Annotated in this window: 15 protein-coding genes and 1 pseudogene; 11 read left to right on the top strand and 5 right to left on the bottom strand. The window is 40.9% G+C overall.

Features of this window, described 5'->3' with window-relative positions; all coding sequences use genetic code 11:
• The first annotated feature begins 54 nt into the window (after positions 1 to 54).
• From VB714_RS08790 to VB714_RS08765, 6 genes and pseudogenes are all read left to right on the top strand, one after another.
• Complete coding sequence (locus VB714_RS08790; protein ID WP_323223212.1) at positions 55 to 945, top strand: hypothetical protein; 891 nt, start codon at positions 55 to 57, stop codon at positions 943 to 945.
• Between the two features lie 25 nt (positions 946 to 970).
• Positions 971 to 1,876, top strand: coding sequence for a hypothetical protein (locus VB714_RS08785; protein WP_323223210.1), 906 nt, complete (start codon positions 971 to 973; stop codon positions 1,874 to 1,876).
• Positions 1,877 to 2,647 (top strand): HIRAN domain-containing protein, encoded by a 771-nt coding sequence (locus VB714_RS08780; protein ID WP_323223208.1) that lies wholly within the window; start codon positions 1,877 to 1,879, stop codon positions 2,645 to 2,647.
• 20 nt (positions 2,648 to 2,667) lie between these two features.
• Positions 2,668 to 2,874: pseudogene (locus VB714_RS08775) on the top strand (hypothetical protein); the annotation flags it as partial.
• Positions 2,875 to 2,975: 101 nt separating this feature from the next.
• Positions 2,976 to 3,470, top strand: a complete 495-nt coding sequence (gene lspA, locus VB714_RS08770) for a signal peptidase II (RefSeq protein WP_323223205.1) — start codon at positions 2,976 to 2,978, stop codon at positions 3,468 to 3,470.
• A 151-nt stretch (positions 3,471 to 3,621) separates the two neighbouring features.
• A complete protein-coding gene (locus VB714_RS08765; protein ID WP_323223203.1) occupies positions 3,622 to 5,853 on the top strand; it encodes a PBP1A family penicillin-binding protein in 2,232 nt (743 codons plus the stop codon).
• Positions 5,854 to 6,068: 215 nt separating this feature from the next.
• On the opposite strand, the gene VB714_RS08760 is transcribed toward VB714_RS08765, so the two are convergent.
• Complete coding sequence (locus VB714_RS08760; protein WP_323223201.1) at positions 6,069 to 6,410, bottom strand: hypothetical protein; 342 nt, start codon at positions 6,408 to 6,410, stop codon at positions 6,069 to 6,071.
• 303 nt (positions 6,411 to 6,713) lie between these two features.
• Between VB714_RS08760 and VB714_RS08755 the strand changes: the two genes are divergently transcribed.
• The 3 genes from VB714_RS08755 to codA all read left to right on the top strand — a co-directional run bounded on the left by VB714_RS08755 (position 6,714) and on the right by codA (position 12,110).
• A complete protein-coding gene (locus VB714_RS08755; protein WP_323223199.1) occupies positions 6,714 to 10,289 on the top strand; it encodes a hypothetical protein in 3,576 nt (1,191 codons plus the stop codon).
• Between the two features lie 42 nt (positions 10,290 to 10,331).
• On the top strand, positions 10,332 to 10,754 hold the full coding sequence (locus VB714_RS08750) for a hypothetical protein (protein ID WP_323223197.1): 423 nt from the start codon (positions 10,332 to 10,334) through the stop codon (positions 10,752 to 10,754).
• 105 nt (positions 10,755 to 10,859) lie between these two features.
• The gene (codA, locus tag VB714_RS08745; RefSeq protein WP_323223196.1) at positions 10,860 to 12,110 is read left to right on the top strand and encodes a cytosine deaminase; all 1,251 of its coding nucleotides are present in this window, start codon (positions 10,860 to 10,862) and stop codon (positions 12,108 to 12,110) included.
• Positions 12,111 to 12,146: 36 nt separating this feature from the next.
• On the opposite strand, the gene VB714_RS08740 is transcribed toward codA, so the two are convergent.
• From VB714_RS08740 to VB714_RS08730, 3 genes are all read right to left on the bottom strand, one after another.
• Entirely contained in the window at positions 12,147 to 12,752 is a 606-nt protein-coding gene (locus VB714_RS08740; RefSeq protein ID WP_323223194.1) for a TetR/AcrR family transcriptional regulator, read from the bottom strand.
• A 136-nt stretch (positions 12,753 to 12,888) separates the two neighbouring features.
• A complete protein-coding gene (locus VB714_RS08735; RefSeq protein WP_323223192.1) occupies positions 12,889 to 16,137 on the bottom strand; it encodes a cation:proton antiporter in 3,249 nt (1,082 codons plus the stop codon).
• Between the two features lie 30 nt (positions 16,138 to 16,167).
• Positions 16,168 to 17,205, bottom strand: coding sequence for an aldo/keto reductase (locus VB714_RS08730; protein WP_323223190.1), 1,038 nt, complete (start codon positions 17,203 to 17,205; stop codon positions 16,168 to 16,170).
• A gap of 80 nt (positions 17,206 to 17,285) precedes the next feature.
• Here VB714_RS08730 and VB714_RS08725 point away from each other — a divergent pair, with 80 nt between their 5' ends.
• Positions 17,286 to 17,963, top strand: a complete 678-nt coding sequence (locus VB714_RS08725; protein ID WP_323223188.1) for a TIGR04283 family arsenosugar biosynthesis glycosyltransferase — start codon at positions 17,286 to 17,288, stop codon at positions 17,961 to 17,963.
• Positions 17,964 to 18,052: 89 nt separating this feature from the next.
• Here VB714_RS08725 and VB714_RS08720 read toward each other — a convergent pair whose 3' ends face one another.
• The gene (locus tag VB714_RS08720; protein ID WP_323223186.1) at positions 18,053 to 18,313 is read right to left on the bottom strand and encodes a hypothetical protein; all 261 of its coding nucleotides are present in this window, start codon (positions 18,311 to 18,313) and stop codon (positions 18,053 to 18,055) included.
• A gap of 45 nt (positions 18,314 to 18,358) precedes the next feature.
• Between VB714_RS08720 and VB714_RS08715 the strand changes: the two genes are divergently transcribed.
• Positions 18,359 to 18,508, top strand: a complete 150-nt coding sequence (locus VB714_RS08715) for a hypothetical protein (protein WP_323223184.1) — start codon at positions 18,359 to 18,361, stop codon at positions 18,506 to 18,508.
• The last annotated feature ends 21 nt before the right edge of the window (positions 18,509 to 18,529 follow it).

Here is an 18,529-nt window from a genome sequence, read left to right as displayed (position 1 = left end):
TTAGAAGCCGATTATGTAACTTGTTAACACCAGCGACGTTTGTCAAAATGTAATATGCCTATTCGTATCCTCTTACAAACAACGCTTTTAAAGACAGAAGAAGATGACTGGACGATCGCGCGTTTTTCTATTTTGCGAGATTATTTAGGTTCTCTAAAAGATAGTCAAGGGAATCCTTTATGCGAAATCACAGCACGCGATCGCGAACCCGATCGCAATGGAGACGATCCCATCCTGAGCAATTTAGATCGCGATCGCTTCGATCAACTCTGGTTATTTGCTTTGGATGTCGGGGGAGGTTTAAGCGCTAAAGATAGCCAAGGAATTATTCATTTTCATCAACAAGGTGGCGGTATTTTAAGCACGCGAGATCATCAAGATATGGGCATTTCTATGTGTGCTTTACCAGAAATAGGATGCTATCATTATTTTCACACGCAACAACAAGACCCCGATGATTCTCGCTGTTGTCCTGATGATACGGAAACGACCTATATTTCTTTTCCTAACTATCATTCAGGATGCAATGGCGACTATCAAGAAATTACCGCGATCGCGCCCATTCACGAACTGTTACAAAATCCCGACACGGGAGAAACAATTAAATATTTTCCCTCGCATCCTCATGAAGGGGGTGTGGGTGTTCCCGATCGCAGCACCAATTACGCCCGAGTTATTGCAACAGGAAAGAGTAAAATAAGCGGACGTTCTTTTAATTTAGTTGTTGCAGCAGAATCGATACAAGACGAAGCTGGAAATAAATTGGGAAGAGTTGTAGCACAATCTACTTTTCACCACTTTGTTGATTATAATTTTGACTGCGATCGCGGCTGTCCCAGTTTTGTAGACGAACCCCCTGGAGTTCGACTCAAAAATAATCCCCAAGCCTTACAAGATATTCAAACTTATATCACAAATGTGGCTTTATGGCTTACTCCTCAATAAATATTAAAATTATTGATTGAAATTTGTGTCAATACTATTTCCTATTATTGAGATACCTTCCCTAGATGCTCCGGAAGAATGGGAGGAAATGGGGACAAAAGAGAAATTCTGGTTTCGCGATCGCAATGAGAGACTGTGCCTATACAAAAAAGCACGTCCAAATACAGGTGAGGATTGGTCGGAGAAAGTAGCAGCAGAATTATGTCAACTTTTGAGTTTACCTCATGCCGATTATGAGTTAGCCACATTTAATGGTTCGCGAGGTATTATTTCTCCTTCTTTTCGACCAGAAATGGGAAGGCTCGATTTGGGTAATGATGTGCTTTTCAAACTCATACCAGACTATCCCAAAAACGTAAAAGCTCCATCCCAGCATACCCTCGATAATGTTTTTCAAGTTATTGGCGATCCATCTGTAAAATCACCTTCTGATTGGACACTACCCGAAGGAATTGAAACTGCAGCCGATGTTTTTATCGGTTACTTAATGTTAGATGCTTGGATTGGCAATAGCGATCGCCATCACGAAAACTGGGCTTTTATTCGTGTGGGACAGCAAAACTATTTAGCCCCAACCTACGACCATGCTTCCAGTCTCGGTCGCAATGAATCGGATAGCAAACGACAGGAAAGGCTAACAACAAAGGATAGAGGCTTTTCTATAGAAGCCTATACGGATAAATGCAAATCTTGCTTGTATGCTAAAATTAGCGATAGCAAACCACTAAAAACATTTGATGCTTTCCGTAAAGCGACAGAATTTAGTTCTAAAGCGGCTCGTATTTGGTTGGAGCGTTTAGCAATCATTTCAGCCGCGAATACCCTAGAATTGTTTGAGCAAATACCCCCAAATAGAATCACCCCCATTGCTATTGAATTCGCTTGTAAAATACTGGAAATCAATCAAACAAAGCTGCTGGAGTTATTGTAAATGACGATCTCTACACTATTTTTAGCTTGGCAAGATCCCCAAAGCCGTTCTTGGTTTCCCATTGGTCGATTGACTTTTGATGGAGAGTTATATAAATTTGTTTATATTGAAGGCGCTCGCAATGCCCAGCGCGAAGCTAATTTTTCGCTTTTACACTCCTTCCCAGAACTAACCAAAGAATATAAATCAATTGAACTGTTTCCTCCCTTTGCCAATCGTTTAATGCGTCCTTCTCGTCCAGATTATAACGATTATATTCAATCACTGAATATTCCCCGAGATCGCGACGATCCGATTGCTATTTTTTCTCGCAGTGGTGGACGCAAAGCCACAGATACTTTTGAAATTTTTCCTTGTCCCAAACCTGATGAAAATGGGTTGTTTCACATTCATTTTTTTGCTCATGGTTTAAGACATATTCCCCAATGTTCGAGAGATCGCATTAATTTATTGCAGCCCAATGAACAACTATACTTGGCTAATGAATTTCAAAACTCCTACGATTCTCAGGCTCTATTACTCTGTACAAAAGACCATCATATTGTTGGCTATTGTCCGAGATATTTAGCCACAGATACTCTAGGAATTTGCCGAGAGAAGCCCGATCTCGTTCACGTCCATGTTGAAAGAATTAACCCTGCACCAACACCCCTCCAGTCTCGTTTATTGTGCAATATGACGGCTGAATGGCCGCAGGAATCTTATCCTTTCTCGGAAAGAGAATATCAATCCATTGTACCAAATCATCAAGTACAGACATTGACGAGATGAAAAGTGCGATCTCAACGCCATCGACACAAGACGAAGCTGGAAATAAGTTGGGAAGAGTTGTAGCACAATCTACTTTTCACCACTTTGTTGATTATAATTTTGACTGCGATCGCGGCTGTCCCAGTTTTGTAGACGAACCCCCTGGAGATCGACTCAAAAATAATCCCCAAGCGATACAAGATATTAAAATTTATATCAAGAATTTAGCTTTGTGGCTTATGCCTTAAGGCTTTTCTGAAAGGATTTTCTAACTTCTTCTCAATTCGCGATCGCCGATTTCGTAGAAGAATAGGATAATGGACATTGCCCCCATATAAACGACAAACCTATGGCATCGCAACGCAACAATTTGCGTAAAAATCTTTTCTTCTGGATCGCTGCCCTGATCGGCCTTACCTTAGACCAACTAAGTAAATATTGGGTGATGAATAGCTTTGCCAATCTTGGCGAGACTATGCCTATTCTGCCCGGAATCTTCCATTTTACCTATGTGGTAAACACCGGAGCCGCTTTTAGTCTTTTTCTGGGAGGGGCTGGCTGGCTGCGCTGGCTGTCCCTTATTGTTAGTTTAGGACTCATGGCTTTGGCTTGGTTTGGTGTCCGTATGAGACTCCCCGAACAACTTGGCTATGGGTTAATCTTATCAGGGGCGATCGGGAATGGGGTCTGTCGTTTTCTCTACAGTCACGTCGTTGATTTTCTCGATTTTCGCTGGATTCAATTTCCTGTATTCAATTTGGCCGACACTTTTATTAACATAGGAATTGCTTTCCTTTTATATTCAGCTTTTCTGGAGACGAGAGTGGGGGATAGGAATAGGTAGTAAGCTAAGACGCATTTAAAGGACGTATCTCTAGCGAGCAAGATGCTCGCACTACCCGGTTTCTGGGATTCTTGATGATGTCGTTTAGATGCTGAACAGCTTAGGCAAAAGGCAACAATTCACGATCGCAGTATTTCACCAATTTTCAACAATGGCTAACAATCCTGTCACACAAATCTTTACCCAAATTGCCCAAACTATCCAAGCGCAGGTTAACACGGCATTTGCCCTCAAACCGGGGGCAAGGGTTCCAGAATTGTGGGTACAGGAAGAAAATGCCGATGAAGCGGAGATACATCCTTTAATTGGCGATAAATATACCTTGGGACGCAGTTCTCGCCAAAGTGATATTGTGGTGCGAAATCCGGTGGTGAGTCAAGTGCATTTGTCCCTGACGCGCGATCGCCAGCATCCGCAAAATTTTCTCCTCCGAGATGAGCGATCGACGAATGGGGTTTATATTAAAAGACGGCGTTTGGATACCCTTTTTCTCCGTCATGGAGATGTCCTCACTCTCGGTCCTCCTGAATTGGCCAATGGTGTCCGGATTCAATTTCACAATCCTCCTCCCTTATGGGTGCGTCTCCTGCGTTACAGCCTCTACGGGGTGGGGGGTATTACGGGGATTATTACCGCCTTAATTCTTGTAGAATGGACGAAAATTCCCGTCAATCCTTTACCTTTGGGGGTTCAAGGTCCCGTAGTGGTCAACGCCCGAGATGGAGAAACGCCTTTACGTCCCCTGCGGACCGATGCCCATCGAGAGTTAAAGCGTTTGTCGGATTTTTCTCCTTATCTTCCCAAAGCTGTCATTGCTTCGGAAGACAGTCGCTATTATTGGCATTTGGGGGTCGATCCTTTGGGGATTTTGCGGGCTGTGATTATTAATGTCCAAAAGCAGGGCATCGCCCAGGGGGGAAGTACTGTTACTCAACAATTAGCGCGGAGTTTATATCCTGAATATACGGGGCGATCGAATACCGCAGGGCGCAAAATTCGCGAGGCGATCGTCTCTTTAAAGTTAGAAACTTTTTATAGCAAAGATGAATTGTTGAAAACCTATTTGAATCGCGTTTATTTGGGCATCGGCAGTTATGGGTTTGAAGATGCAGCGCGGTTTTATTTTAATAAATCGGCGGCGGATTTGACTCTTTCAGAAGCGGCGAGTTTGGTGGCTATTTTACCCGCCCCGAATAGTTACAATCCGGTACAAGATTATAAGACGGCGGTACAGTTGCGCGATCGCATCTTGACTCGCATGGCACAGTTGGGGATGGTATCTCAGGAGGAAGCAACTCGTGCCAGGCGATCGCGGATTGAGGTCAGTCCCGAGGCACAAGATGCCCTCTCCAATACCATTGCGCCCTATTTTTACAGTTATGTTTTTACAGAAATTGAAGATTTATTGGGGGAAGGTTTGGCTAGGGAGGGTAATTTTATTGTGGAAACGGGATTAGATATTGATAAGCAAAAGGAGGCTGAGAAAGCCCTCAAAAATGCTGTGGAAGGGGATGGATCTCGCTTAAATTTCCAACAGGGGGCGATCGTTACTCTCGATAGTAAAACGGGGGAAATTTTAGCACTGGTGGGGGGAGTGGATTATAGTAAAAGTCAGTTCAATCGGGCAACTCAGGCACAACGACAACCGGGATCGACTTTTAAGGTCTTTGCCTATGCTGCGGCGATCGCGGCGGGAAATTCCCCCAGTAAAACCTATTCTTGCGCCCCGGTTTCTTGGCAGGGACAAAACTATCGCGGTTGCGAGCGCAGTAGCGGTAATATTGATATGTATCGAGGTTTGGCACAGTCGGAGAATGCGGTGGCGTTGCGGGTTGCTAAAGATGCCGGATTGAATAATACGATCGCAATGGCACAACGTTTGGGCATTCAATCCCCATTACGCGCCTCTCCAGGGCTGGTTTTAGGAGAAAGCGAGGTAAATGTATTGGAATTGACAGGAGCCTATGGTGCTTTGGCGAATAATGGGCTGTGGAGTCGCCCTCATGCCATTCAGCGCATTCTCGATAGTGGGGATTGTAGCGATCCCGAAAACCCTCAAACTTGTCGCGTTATTTATGATTTTGCGACGGATGAGGGGGCAACCCAACAAGCTATTTCTGGCGCGATCGCCCAAACTCTAACCACTTTACTACAAGGGGTTGTACAAGGGGGAACCGGGAAAAATGCCGCGATCGGTTGGGGAGAAGCGGGAAAAACGGGAACAACCGATCGCGCTATCGATTTATGGTTTGTCGGTTATATTCCTTCTCGGCAATTCGTCACAGGGATTTGGTTAGGGAATGATGATAATTCCCCCACTCGCAGTAGTAGTTCCCAAGCAGCACAACTTTGGGGAAACTATATGCGCCAAATTGTGCGTTAAACTCTAGTGGTCTGTCATACTTAAAATGACGAGTATAGCCCGATCCGCCAGGGATTGAAAATCCCTGTCTCATACAAAAAATCCATTGAAATGGATTAGGGTTATCGCGATACGGCCTTGCCCGCCAAGAAATCCTTGACAGACCACTAGGAGGTTATGGGGTTATACTGTTGCCTGTTGCCTTTTGCCTCTTGCCTTTCCCCCTTTGCCTTTCCCTAAACCGATAAAGGTTCTTTTTCCTTTTTTAAATGTGCCGTAGAAATTGTTTTATGAAAACTCTTTTCTAAAACCACATAAATTCCCCGACGAATCATTTGTTCTCGCGCCAACTGCCGTTCCGCCGATTCACTTAAAAGATAAGAATGAATAGGAGGCATTCTTTCTTCTTCAAATACGTTATAGTTATTAGGGATCCGACTTAAAACGTAGGCAATTAAATCGGGAAACAAATCTCTTTTCATAAAATCTTTTTGAATATGGTCGGGTTGTTCCGTGAGGATTTGATTAATATCCTCCTTCACGAATAAAAGGGTTAGGTTGACCAAGTTTTTTGCCATATATCCTCCCGAAAATTCCTCCCGAAACTTGACGGCTGTTTTTGCCCTCTACTTTCAAGTATAAACATAAAACGGTAGCGAATTAAACCAACTCATCTTTATAATTCTTATCGTTTTTCTCCTATCCACCATCGTTAAATAGCGCTTGCATATTTAAAAAAAATTGTCAACCCTTTTATTTTTGAGTAATTGTACTCAATCAATCATTAATAGTTGATAATTGATAATTGAGGTTGAGGGATGGCGAATTCGATTCGTCAGATCCAATCGACCTATTGATAATTGGTAATTGATAACTGAACCATGTGCCGTAACTTCAACGTTTTTCTGAGTCCCGTCAAAATCGAACATCTGTTCTTTACCAAAGACCCGGAAACGGGAACCTATCGGGTGCGTCCAACCGAGATTATCCAAGCTACATTACACGATCGCACCTCCTATGCGACGGCACTGGCAGAAGATTGCTCCAAAAAGAGTACCAAAGCTGGTTATGATGCGGCAGGAATGGCGATCGGGACGATTTCTCTCAATACCATTTTAAATATCGTCGGAGAATGCGATCGCGGACTGTCCCATGCAGAAATGACTGAAGTAACAGCACGCATTCAAACCGAGGCATCGACAGGGGTTAAACTGTCTCGAGATGGTGGAGATTTACTGAAAACATGGAATACGCTTTTAAATAAAATAGATTTAGAGAATACAGATTTTATCACAAATTGGGAGACTCACGTTCGCCAGGCATCTCAAGGAGATATGTACTCTGAAAGTAATGCCCATCCCCATCAAGAATGCTTAGTACAACCCAAAATCCGCATTTATCAACTGAGTCAAGAAGGACAACTTTTCTTTGAAGAAGGCGATCGCGACCTCGGAGAAAGTATTTTTTCCGATACTCACAATGGAGATATTAACGACGCGGTAAGATACAAATATTTTTTAAGTTACGAAGGATTTCGCTTCTCCTCCAACTCCGATTCTTGCGTCGAACCCGCCCTAAAACGCTTTCTTTACGAACATCTTCGCCGCGATCGCCTTGCTGCTGCACTCCATCGTCTCGCTTATGTAGACCCCGATTATCTCAATAGCGATCGGGCAACAACAGATAGTAATGGTCATGTTGGGCATTATTTCCTAGGAGAACAATTTGCCCAGAAAACCTTACAAGTTAAACTGCAAGATAAAACAATTATCTTTTGTAATAATAATGGTAAACCCATTCAAGAGTTTTTACAACAGGGTTTTCTGCGGGATGATAGCCAATCTTTAGCCAGTGAAAAGATTGCAGAATTGTTGGGTTTAGCAACAACAATGGCACAAGCGGGGGCGCAACAAACGACGATTACATCTGCCCTTGTTGCCCGTATTTTTGAATATTCTAACCCCGAAAATAAATTCACCTTTCAATCTTTTACTCCCTTGGGTAAACCCAGTCATGGTTTACTAAGCGGTGGGGCTTTTACCATGTTGCGCGGTGGAACAGAACGCGGTGGAGAAGAAGGAGGAGAACTTATTTTTTATATTCCCAAATCCTACGATCTCAAGAATTATAATCGTCTTTCTTTTCTGTCTGCTTCTGAAGAAAATGCCCTCAAAGAACAAGTTATTCTCTTAAATCCCCAATCTCTCGCAGAGGGAAAAATCGAAATAGCCGATAAAATTGCTCAAGAAGTTACCTTCTTAAAAGATTTACAAGCAACCGCTTATATTACTGAAGGAGTTGCCCCTATTTACGATGTTCTCCCTGGTGAAATAGTCGAGGTGAGTGCTGATGGACGGGTAAAATTATTCAATATCTATCGCGGTCAAGAAATACCTCTCATTGGCATTGAAAAACAACATCAAGTTGAGGCTTATATCCATACCGATATCCGGCGAGAACGTTTAACATCTTTAAAAGTTTTCAAGATTGACTATCGAGATTTAGAGAATCAACCGATTCCCTGTCCTTATAATAAATATGGGGAAGAAATTATCGTTATTCAACCCTTAGCCTTACGAAAAAATACCGAGAAATTATTCCAAAAATCCTACGATGGTACAGTGAAACTTCGTACAGGAGAAACTGGCATTGGTTTAATGATGGGAACAGAGAATGAAACCTTACGAAATCAACGCATTCAAGAATTACAACAAATTATTACCGGTGCAGCAGGAACTTCCTTTTTAATCAATGCGATCGCGGGAAATATGGCGAGGAAGTTATGTTTAAATACTCTCCCAATTATGAATTTAGATGGGTTTACCGGATCGGATACGATTCCTCCTTCTACTAGCAGTAAAACTTTATTTATTGCCAACTCAAATTCTGGAGGAACATCCGACACAATTAAATTAACTCACGAACTCGCTAGTTTGCCCTCTGTGGTTGCAAAAATTGAGGCAGAAATTCAACGTCGCGATCGCAATTTAGCCGAAACTATTGTCGCGAAAGCACGCTTAGAAGAACTAAAATCGCTGATAAAACCCGATACGCTGCGAGAAGATTTACCCCAACATTTACAAGATTTTATCGCCACTAAAACCCCTTGGATTTATGCGATTACGAATATTGAGGCCAGTCCATTAGGGAATATCGGTCGAGGACTTGATGCTATCATTCATCCAGCAGCAGGTGCGGGTATTACAAACTTACCCGAAGAAGAATGCGTTGGGTCTACTTTTGCTGCGATGGCCTCCCTACAATGGCAATTAGCTTTGCATACTTATATCGGCGAAATTCGCGGCGATATTTCCTCAGAGTATGCCCAAAAAATCTATCAAGAACTGGCTGGTTTACCCGATGTAATTGAAGAAATTGTTGGAGATAAAGAACTCATTGCCGAAATTGAAAAAATGTGTGCTGAATTGGTGGGAGGAAATTTCGATTTTGTTTATACGGGATATGTTGATGGAGTCCCCGAAGAACAGGCACATAAAGCCGCAGAAATGATTCAAGAAATGTTTGCGGGTTGGCATTTCTTCCAGTTCCAACATGGTAAATATGCCCACATGAAACGCCGTACTCGCCACACTTTAGGATCGATTTTAGGGCATAATGCACCGCCCCCCAGTTGGTCATTTTTTAATGCGCGGGCGATTAAATCTGCCAGCGAAATTGGTCCTCGAGTTGCAACTTCCTTTTTTATCGCCCATCAAAGCGATCGCGAAACCTTACAAAATATTCCCGACTACGCACCGGATTATATTTTCACCTATCCGGCTGATAGTATTGCTTTGTATCCTTTCCAAGCGATTATTGTTTCCCATTTGATTTCTTATTTCTGGGGCTTGAAAAAGAAAGAAATTGCCAAGAAAATCGAACAGTGGAACCGTCCTTTAGTGGATTTACTCTGTCAAGTTGATCCCATGAGTTCGGAAATTCCCGATAATTTGCGATCGCAGGTAGAAGAAACAGCGAGATCGGTTTTAGGAGAGTTTTTAGAAATGTGCGATCGCACCCACTATCTCGATCGCATGGAAGGACAGCGACGCGAAGCTATTCTCACCACCTTATCCCTCCTCGCAGGAGAGGCACCCAATTACGAACAATCGCATCAAATTGGCGGTTTTCTCCACAGTCAGACCCAAGCAGTTAAGGTGAAAATTCATCGCTTTGCTACCGAGGCGATCGATAATCATACCTATTTAAAATTATTGAAGGATTTAGCTTTAGAATTAAGCAATCTCGAACAATCCAAACAGTTAGCCGATCGCTTCCTCCTGGACGAAACTGGTGCAACTTTACCCACCCAAGTCAACATCGATCGCCCTCGCGATCGGGTTCGGACTTTGTACGAGTCAGATTATTTGGCAGAATATGAAGGGTTAGGAACATTTTACGATGTCGAACCCGTTCACCCGCCCAAAATCGCCAAAGCTAAAAAAGGATGGCTTTGAATTAGTTATCATTTATCAGTCACCCGTTACCCGTGAGAGATTATGTTTGGAAATTTTCAGAAAAGTTGTTTGCGAATTGAACTAGAAGCATCAGCAAAAACCATTGGGGAAAGTTTACTGCGTCCAGAGAATTTTCGCCAATGGTTATTTCCTCAACAGTTTGAAGAAAAATTGCCGGAGGAGTTAACTTCGGGAACTATATTTACAGCAAAAACGGGATTTATTACCGTAGAACATCACGTAGATGTTGTTAGTTCAGAATGCGTGCGCTTATTATTGAGTCAAGGTATTGATGGCTATCACGAATGGCATTGGGGAGAGGGTTGGGTTCAGTCCCGCTTAGAGGGAATTTCCTTGTTACCTTTGAGTTTAGGTCAAACTTTTGCATTATTGAGATTGCGAGAGTTTGTTGAAAGTACAGAGGAGGAAAACGAAGAGGATGAAAACGAAAAGAATGAAAATTAATTTTTCAATAAAGGAGAGGCGATCGATACTGAAGCAGTTGCTAAGACAGTAGACAATCTCTTCTTCTATCTGTTATGCTAAAAATCATCGAAATAGCTGTGGATTATGTCAGATTACGAATTAGTCTTGCGTCGCGCTAAAGTATTGGGAAATCTACAACAAGAGGTTGATATTGGTATTGAAGGAGGAACGATCTGTGCTATTACTCCCAATTTAGCGCGATCGGGGGCAAAAGAAATTGATGTTGCAGGACAATTTGTCTCACCTCCTTTTGTAGAATCTCACATTCATCTCGACTCGGCTTTAACAATGGGAGAACCGCGTTGGAATGAAAGCGGAACTCTATTTGAAGGGATTCAAATATGGGGAGAACGCAAACAATCTTTAACCCTAGAAGATGCAAAAAAAAGAGCGATCTCAACGCTTCGGCTACAAGCATCCCAAGGGACTCTTTTTGTCAGAACTCATGCTGATGTCAGCGAAAAGAATTTGATTGCCTTAAAAGCGCTTTTAGAAGTACGAGAAGAGGTGAAAGACTGGATAACATTACAAGTTGTTGCTTTTCCTCAAGATGGTATTTACAGCAATTCAGATAATGAAAGTTTACTTGAAGAAGCGCTCAAATTAGGTGCAGATGTTGTCGGAGGTATTCCTCATTACGAATTAACCCGAGAAGATGGCGTAAAATCCGTTCATCGTATTTTTGAACTGGCAGAAAAATATACTCGTTTGATTGATATTCACTGCGATGAAATTGATGACGAACAAGCCCGTTTTTTAGAAACTATTGCTGCTTGTGCAATTCGTACAGAGATGAAGGGAAAAGTAACTGCTAGTCATACCACTGCTTTTGGTTCTTATAATAATGCTTATGCCTATAAGTTGATGGGATTTCTACAACGCACTCAACTTAATTTTATCGCTAACCCTCTCATTAATATTACCTTACAAGGCAGAACAGATACTTATCCCAAACGACGAGGAGTGACGCGAGTGAAAGAGCTTTGGCAGAAAGGATTAAATGTTAGTTTAGGTAACGATTGCGTGTGCGATCCGTGGTACAATTTTGGTATCGGGAATATGTTAGATGCGGCATATATGGCGATTCATGTCTGTCAAATGATGGGAAGAAATGAAATGGATGCCTGTTACGAAATGATTACAAATTATGGCGCAAAAACGTTAGATATTGAGCCGGAATATGGCATTACTGAAGGAAAACCTGCTAATTTAATTGTCTTAGATGCGATCGATCCTTATGATACATTACGCCGTCGTGCTACAGTACGCTATGTTGTCAGTCGCGGGCAAGTTTTGGCGAGTAACTCTGTCTCTGAATTACAATGGCTGAAGTGAAAAAAGTCACGTGAAAAACATTTATTACACCAGGGTTTAAGGTAAAAGCGATCGGCGCAGCGTTCGTTCTAATTCCTGTTTTTGTTTAGCAAAAAAGACTTTATCTGGCTTAAATAAACAGTAATGTAAAATTATACCATCAATAGCACTAACTAGCGTTCGAGCAAAAGCCCTTGCCTCAATTTCTCGAGAAATTTCTTGCGATCGCTGTCCCTTTTCAATTAATTTTGTATAAGCGGCACTCAATCTTTCAAACCATTGTCCCATTCTTGATTGCAATCCTAAACTTTCACACAGTTGCCTAGAACTCCACAATTCAAAATATACGGGAATTAGTTCCGAACAATTGTCCAAATCTTCAAAAGCACTGGCAACACTGCTTAATAGTTCTTCAATGGGGGGGCGATCGCTATTAGCACGAGTATAAAGCAATTGTTCGTAATCGAGAAACAATTCATCAAAAACACTGAGAATAATTTCATCTTTGCTGTTGAAATACTCGTAAACTGTTCCTTTGCCAATACCCGCTTCTTTTGCAATATCAATAATCCGCGTTCCTTGATATCCTCTGCATTTAAACACTTGCACAGATGCTTCTACAATTTCGTGTCGCTTTTTTTCTTTATCTACAATTTTAGGCATAGATGCGGCTTTTATATTCTAACTCCTTTCATCATAGTTTAAACTGACCTACTGGTCAACTTATAGGGTTTGGAGACCAAACCCCTACATAGGATTTGGAGACCAAACCCCTACATAGGGTTTGGAGACCAAACCCCTACCCATTCCAAATCAAACGCAACCAAAAAGGCATTAAAAAAGTCGTCAAAATGACCATTAAAACGATAGCTGCTTCTAAAGATTCGGGCAATACTCCAATAGCCGAACCCACTCCAACAAAAACTAATCCGACTTCTCCTCGAGGAATCATACTAATGCCGATCGCTAAACGATTTAATTTTGATTCTTGCCAGACTGTAAACCCAGCAATAATTTTACCTAAAACAGCGACTAAAATCAAAAATCCTGCCATTAATAAGCGGCGATCGTTATCGAAATAATTAGGCAATAAAACTAAAAAGTTTGCTTTTGCACCTATAGTTACAAAAAAGACAGGAATAAGGAGATCGGCAATAGGGGCAATTTGTTTTTGTAAGGTTTGTCCTTGATTGGCTTCTTTAAATACTAATCCTGCTGTAAATGCACCGAGAATGGGTTCTAATTCTAAGACTTGAGCAATATAAGCCAAAATGAGTGCAAAAGTCAGTGTAGGAACAATTAATTGACCGCGAGTGCTGAGGCGATCGGCAAGCATAATGAAAAGATTATTAAATAAACGACCTAAGAAAATTGCACTCACCAAAAAAGCCAATGCACCCAAACTAAGAGAGATTAAATGTCCAATTTCAAGATAGCCTGTCTTTGTTAAGCTAGTAACTACAGCTAAAATGATAATTGCTAGAATATCATCTAAAACGGCTGCACCTAAAATAATTTTTCCTTCTGGAGAATTGAGTGCATTTTCAGCGTTAAGATTGTCCTTTATTTTTAATTCTGATAATACTCGCGAGGTAATTCCAATACTGGTTGCCGTTAACGCAGCCCCGGCAAATAAGGCAGGAGTTAGAGGAACTTGAAATAAATACATGAGTCCCAATGTTCCTGCGGTAAAAGGTAAAATGACTCCCACAAAAGCAACTATTAAAGACTTCAGCCCAACTTTTAACAATTCCTGCAAATTGGATTGCAAACCAATTTCAAAAAGCAGAATAATTGCGCCAAAATTTGCTAGAATAGAAACGACTTGACTTTGCCCTTGAAAGACAGTTTCTGCTATGGCTGAATTCATGGGAGTTGTTGCAGCGAGAAAAGTCATAATTTCCGAAAAAGAATGATCGACTCCAATTTCAGGAAAAACAAGCAAATGTAGCCCACTTCCTCCGACAAGAACACCACCAATTAATTCTCCCAATACCGCAGGAAAACCCAGCCATTTTGATAGTTCTCCTCCAATTTTAGCAATTAAATAAATTACAATTAAACTTAGTAAAATTCCCGCTAAAATCAAGGGATTTTCGGGTTGAGGAATAGTCGAAAGTGGAATCAAGCGATCGGAAATATCCGTCAGAGTAGACCATGTTAAAATCAAGGTAGCTCCTAAAGCCAAGAACATTGCCGAAATTATTCCCCATGCGGCTGTTTTTAAGGCTTTTTTACGTTGTTCTCGGGCTAATCCTTCTTCGAGTAGAGTTAGTTTTCGATCCGTCCATTCTAGATTAAATACTTCTTGATAAAGAGAATTAGTCACCACAAAGCGATCGCCATCTCGCAAGATCAGCCCTATATCGATTAACGGGATTACTTTTTCAGGGTTTTCAAGGGTAGCACTCTCTAAAATTTTACGATATGTTTGTAAGTTTTCCAGTGCATTTTCCGAGTCAGCTAATAGGCGATCGCGCAATTGTCTTAAAGGTTGATTTATTTCGTCACTGCTGTTTTCCCAGACATCGATCAGTTGCGATCGCACGATTTCATTAATATTTTCAACGACATCCCCCTGCATTAATAAGTCAGGATGTAGAAGAACAAATTTACAGAGGTTTTGTGTTAAATTGGGTTGTCCATTAGTCCAAGATAAAATTGCTTTTAAAACAATAAGAGGATTGTTGATTTTCCCCACTAAACTTTGTGCGATCGCAATGGATTCTTGTTTGGATGCTTCTAAGGCATTTTGAACTTCTTGACGTTCTAAAATCTGGCTTGCGGTTAAGAATTGGTAATCGCGATCGCTTAAACTGCGATCGCTAGTCCAAGCGAGAGCATCTTGCAAACTTTTCCCTCTTAAAAGATGAGTCGTTTCTTGACAATTAGAAGCTACCCATTCTTCTAATTGTTTACCATAAGGACATAATTGAGCTAAAGTTTGAGTTGTCCAATCAAGATTAAAAATAGCGGCATAGATGCGATTATAAACTTGTAATTTCCCCTCTCGTTCCACCACTAAACCCGATAGGCGCAAATCTAGTTTTTCAGGAGTGCGATCGCTGGTAATTTCAATGCCTTGTAAAATTTGCCAATAAAGAGAAATCAAGGTTCTATTTCGCTTAGGATTGCTGAGAAGACGACGGCAAATTGTATTAAAATGTTCTTGCTCATCTCGAGTTTGCCAGCGATCGATGAGATGAGTGTGAATAACCCGATCGATCCATTCAATTTGCTGTTCTTTACTAAATTCCCAACAAAGATTTCCTGCATGAGTTTGTAATAGCTGACAGAGTTTTTGAGTTAAAAAAGGCTGTCCTCCCGTCCAATCAAGAATAGTTTTGAGGGCAAAATGAGGATGGCGAATAATACCGACTAAACCACTAATTAAAGATTTTGCATCTTCCCATTCAAAGCCCTGTAATTCAATACCATAACCGATGTTAAATGGCGTTCTATATTGGTCTTCAATCAAATCAGTAGGTTTAGCAACTCCCAACAAACAAAATGTTAAACGATTGTATTCAGGATTATCGGCTCTTTTATTATAACAAGCACGAATAAATGCAAAAAAATCATCTTTAAAATCTAGACCTAAAACATTGTCAATTTCATCAATAAAAATCACAATATTTTCAGAAACTTGAGGAAGTAAAACCGTTTCTAAAAATCGATCTAACCGTTGCAGAGGAGGAATAATATCTCGTTCTTGCCACCATTCTCCAGCATCAATTTCTAACTTAAACCATCCCAGCAAACAACTAACAATACCTCCATACCATTCTTCTGAAGTTACGTTTTGGGTGCCGATTAACGTTAAATCGATATCTGCACAAAGAATATTATCTTCTTGTAAATGTTTCATTGTGCGAACGCGCAAACTCGATTTTCCCATCTGTCGGGAGTTCAAAACATAGCAAAAGTCTCCTGCTTTGAGTCCTTCGTAAAGTTGACTATCTGCTTGACGCAGGACGTAAGTTTTGGCATCACTGGGAAGAGTTCCCCCTACTTGATATTTATAGTTAGAATTTGCATTTTCTTTCATTGTTCATTAATAATTTATAATTGATAATTGTTAAGGTGTTGGGTTAGGATAACGAGCTTGAATTTCGTCAATTTCTGTTAAAACTTCTTGACTTAATTCAATGTTTAGGCTATCAATGTTTTCCTGTAATTGTGCCATGGTTGTTGCACCGATAATGGTACTGGTGACAAACCAACGCGATCGCACGAAAGCTAAAGCCATTTGCGTTGGACTTAGAGCGTATTTTTTCGCAATTTCAACATAACTACTTACCGCTTCGATCCGGTTTTGTTTCTGATAGCGTTCATCAAATTGGGGAAATAAACCAGCCCGAGAATTAGCTGGAATTTCCTCTAAATATTTCCCAGTTAAATGACCAAAAGCTAAGGGACTATAAGCCAATAAACTAATATTATTTTCGTGACAGGCTTCAGAAAGATGAATATCAAAAACGCGATTCAGCAAATTATATGAATTTTGAATAGAGATAACTTTGGGTAATCCCAATTGTTTAGCTAAATGAGAAAATTCGCAAACTCCCCAAGGTGTTTCATTACTCAAACCCAAATAGCGAATTTTTCCTGCTTTAATTAAATCAGCAAATACTTCTAATTGTTCTTGAATAGGAACGGTTTCTCGTCTACTCGCAATATCATAATTAGCCCGACCAAAAAGCGAAACATAACGATCCGGCCAGTGAATTTGATAGAGATCGATATAATCAGTTTTTAAACGTTTCAAACTTGCCTCGATCGCTTGTTCTATATTCTTACGATTGAGATGATTTTTCCCTTCTCGAATCCATGATAATTGTGGGGCATAGCCGGCAATTTTTGTCGCGATAATAAGGCGATCGCGCTGTTGTTTGGCTAACCATTCTCCAATATATTCCTCAGTTTTTCCCTGAGTTTTGGGGTTCATGGGAGTTGAGTAAGTTTCTGCGGTATCGATAAAGTTGATCCCTCGTTCTACAGCATAGTCGAGTTGTTGATGTGCTTGTTGTATTGTATTCTGCTGACCGTAGGTCATTGTTCCCAAACAAATTTCTGAGACTCGTAAATCGCTGTCGCCGAGAGTATTGTACTTCATCGTTAGTTGTGGGTTGCTAGTCATCGGGTTATTATAGCATTTAGCCGCCGTTACAATTCTTGATTACCCATTAACCGATAGTGATTTCTATTATTATTCCCGTTTTGAATGAAGCGAAAACAATTCAAACAACGTTACTTACCCTTGAAAAAAGTCCTTCTCTAGAAATTATTGTGGTTGATGGGGGAAGTGAAGATGATACCCTAAAATTGGCTCAAGAATGGGGTGCGATAACAATTTCTTCTCCTCAAACAGGAAGGGCAAAACAAATGAATACTGGTGCTGCGATCGCCTCGGGGGAGATTTTATTGTTTCTTCATGCCGATACTCATTTGCCTCGAGGATATGCCAAAATGGTGCAGGATACCCTAGGGCGATCGCAAGCTATTGCTGGGGCTTTTGAATTGAAAATTGCAGGAGAAATGAGAGCATTGCGTTGGGTAGAAAGGATGGTAAATTTGCGATCGCATTACTGTTCTCTTCCCTATGGAGATCAATCTTTATTTTTGAAAGCGACAACTTTTCAAGACTTGGGAGGATTTCCTGATATTCCTTTAATGGAGGATTTTGAATTTGTGCGTCAATTGAGAAAAGCAGGACGCATTTATATTGTCCCTCATCCCGTTTTAACGTCCGGTCGTCGCTGGCAAAAATTAGGTGTTTTGAAAACAACAGCGATTAATCAAGTTATTATTTTAGGATATTTTCTCGGGGTTTCTCCCTATCGTTTGGCTCAGTGGTATCGCACTTTTCAATAAAGTTTAGTGTCTATTTTCTTCGCCATCAATTTCTATATATTTTTTAATATCGCGATCGCTCTTGGTACATCCTTTAATATCTGCAACTCTCAGAAAATCTTGAGGGTGTGAGGATCGCTAGAAAATAAACCCACTAAAGGATCCTTAGCAATATCTAAATCTAATTCTTCTTTTTCTTCTTCGTTCTTCAAGTTAGAAGATTGAATGCTAGGATTTTCTCTGAGAATCTCATTCGTGATTTGAGTAATGAGATGATGTTCGTATAGTTGTATAAACAATTGCGATCGCTCTTCCTCTGAAAGGGCTGCAATTGATTCAACAATCGCTGGAATAGTCAGTGAATAAGTCATTTTTGTTAAATAGCATCTCAACTTATTTTATTTTAGCGCGATCGCTTGAATTTTACCACCGGAATTCTTTTAAGTGGTTGGGAAATTGACCAAAGTTTCTACGTTATCATTACCTCGGAAAGCGATCGCCTTTTCATCAAAATCCGTCTCTCAAATTATCTTCAAACTCTTGCAATGCTAAACTACTGCCAATAATCTTGGCTCGTTGCAAGACAT

The organism is Spirulina sp. 06S082, assembly GCF_034932145.1.
Lineage (GTDB): Bacteria > Cyanobacteriota > Cyanobacteriia > Cyanobacteriales > Spirulinaceae > CCY15215.
The sequence above is the reverse complement of the archived record's forward strand: the minus strand, read 5'-3'. Positions and strand labels throughout refer to the sequence as shown.

Excerpts from the sequence above, each read along its gene's own strand:
- VB714_RS08790 (WP_323223212.1), top strand. The coding sequence starts at position 55 with ATGCCTATTCGTATCCTCTTACAAACAACGCTTTTAAAGACAGAAGAA.
- VB714_RS08780 (WP_323223208.1), top strand. The coding sequence starts at position 1,877 with ATGACGATCTCTACACTATTTTTAGCTTGGCAAGATCCCCAAAGCCGT.
- lspA (WP_323223205.1), top strand. The coding sequence starts at position 2,976 with ATGGCATCGCAACGCAACAATTTGCGTAAAAATCTTTTCTTCTGGATC.
- VB714_RS08765 (WP_323223203.1), top strand. The coding sequence starts at position 3,622 with ATGGCTAACAATCCTGTCACACAAATCTTTACCCAAATTGCCCAAACT.
- VB714_RS08760 (WP_323223201.1), bottom strand. The coding sequence starts at position 6,410 with ATGGCAAAAAACTTGGTCAACCTAACCCTTTTATTCGTGAAGGAGGAT.
- VB714_RS08755 (WP_323223199.1), top strand. The coding sequence starts at position 6,714 with ATGTGCCGTAACTTCAACGTTTTTCTGAGTCCCGTCAAAATCGAACAT.
- VB714_RS08750 (WP_323223197.1), top strand. The coding sequence starts at position 10,332 with ATGTTTGGAAATTTTCAGAAAAGTTGTTTGCGAATTGAACTAGAAGCA.
- codA (WP_323223196.1), top strand. The coding sequence starts at position 10,860 with ATGTCAGATTACGAATTAGTCTTGCGTCGCGCTAAAGTATTGGGAAAT.
- VB714_RS08740 (WP_323223194.1), bottom strand. The coding sequence starts at position 12,752 with ATGCCTAAAATTGTAGATAAAGAAAAAAAGCGACACGAAATTGTAGAA.
- VB714_RS08735 (WP_323223192.1), bottom strand. The coding sequence starts at position 16,137 with ATGAAAGAAAATGCAAATTCTAACTATAAATATCAAGTAGGGGGAACT.
- VB714_RS08730 (WP_323223190.1), bottom strand. The coding sequence starts at position 17,205 with ATGAAGTACAATACTCTCGGCGACAGCGATTTACGAGTCTCAGAAATT.
- VB714_RS08720 (WP_323223186.1), bottom strand. The coding sequence starts at position 18,313 with ATGACTTATTCACTGACTATTCCAGCGATTGTTGAATCAATTGCAGCC.